The sequence below is a fragment of the Pseudomonas sp. EA_5y_Pfl2_R50 genome (genome assembly GCF_963970475.1).
In the GTDB taxonomy this organism is placed as follows: Bacteria; Pseudomonadota; Gammaproteobacteria; order Pseudomonadales; family Pseudomonadaceae; genus Aquipseudomonas.
Map to the genome: position 1 here is coordinate 1 of NZ_CAXAPT010000161.1, position 461 is coordinate 461.

Sequence of the window (461 nt, forward strand, 5' to 3'; positions counted from 1 at the left end):
CCTGTTCGCCAACGATTTCGACCCCAAAAAGGCCAAGGCCTATGCCGACAATTGGGGCACGGACGAGCTGTTGCTTGGCGATGTCGGCGAGGTAACACCCCGCCAACTGCCCGGCCAAGCGGATTTGGTGTGGGCGTCCTTCCCCTGCCAGGACCTCTCGCTCGCCGGGGCCGGTGCCGGGCTTACGGGCACGCGATCGGGCGCATTCTGGCCGTTTTGGAACCTGATTCAGGATGTGAGCACGCAAGGCCGAAAGCCACGCGCGATCGTGCTGGAAAACGTCTGCGGGCTGCTGACGTCGCGGAATGGGGCGGACTTTGCCGCGCTGTGCCAGACGGTTGGGGATGCCGGCTATTGGCTCGGCGCGATGGTGATCGACGCGCAGCATTTCGTGCCGCAGTCGCGCCCACGTCTGTTTGTCATCGCGCTGGATCGCGCGACAGAGGTGCCCGCCCGCGTCT

Annotated in this window: 1 protein-coding gene; it reads left to right on the forward strand. The window is 65.3% G+C overall.

Annotated elements, in window-relative coordinates:
* Position 1 precedes the first annotated feature (1 nt).
* Positions 2–461, forward strand: a 460-nt coding sequence (locus tag AACY19_RS27235) for a DNA cytosine methyltransferase (RefSeq protein ID WP_339454595.1), incomplete at its 3' end; no start/stop codon positions are given.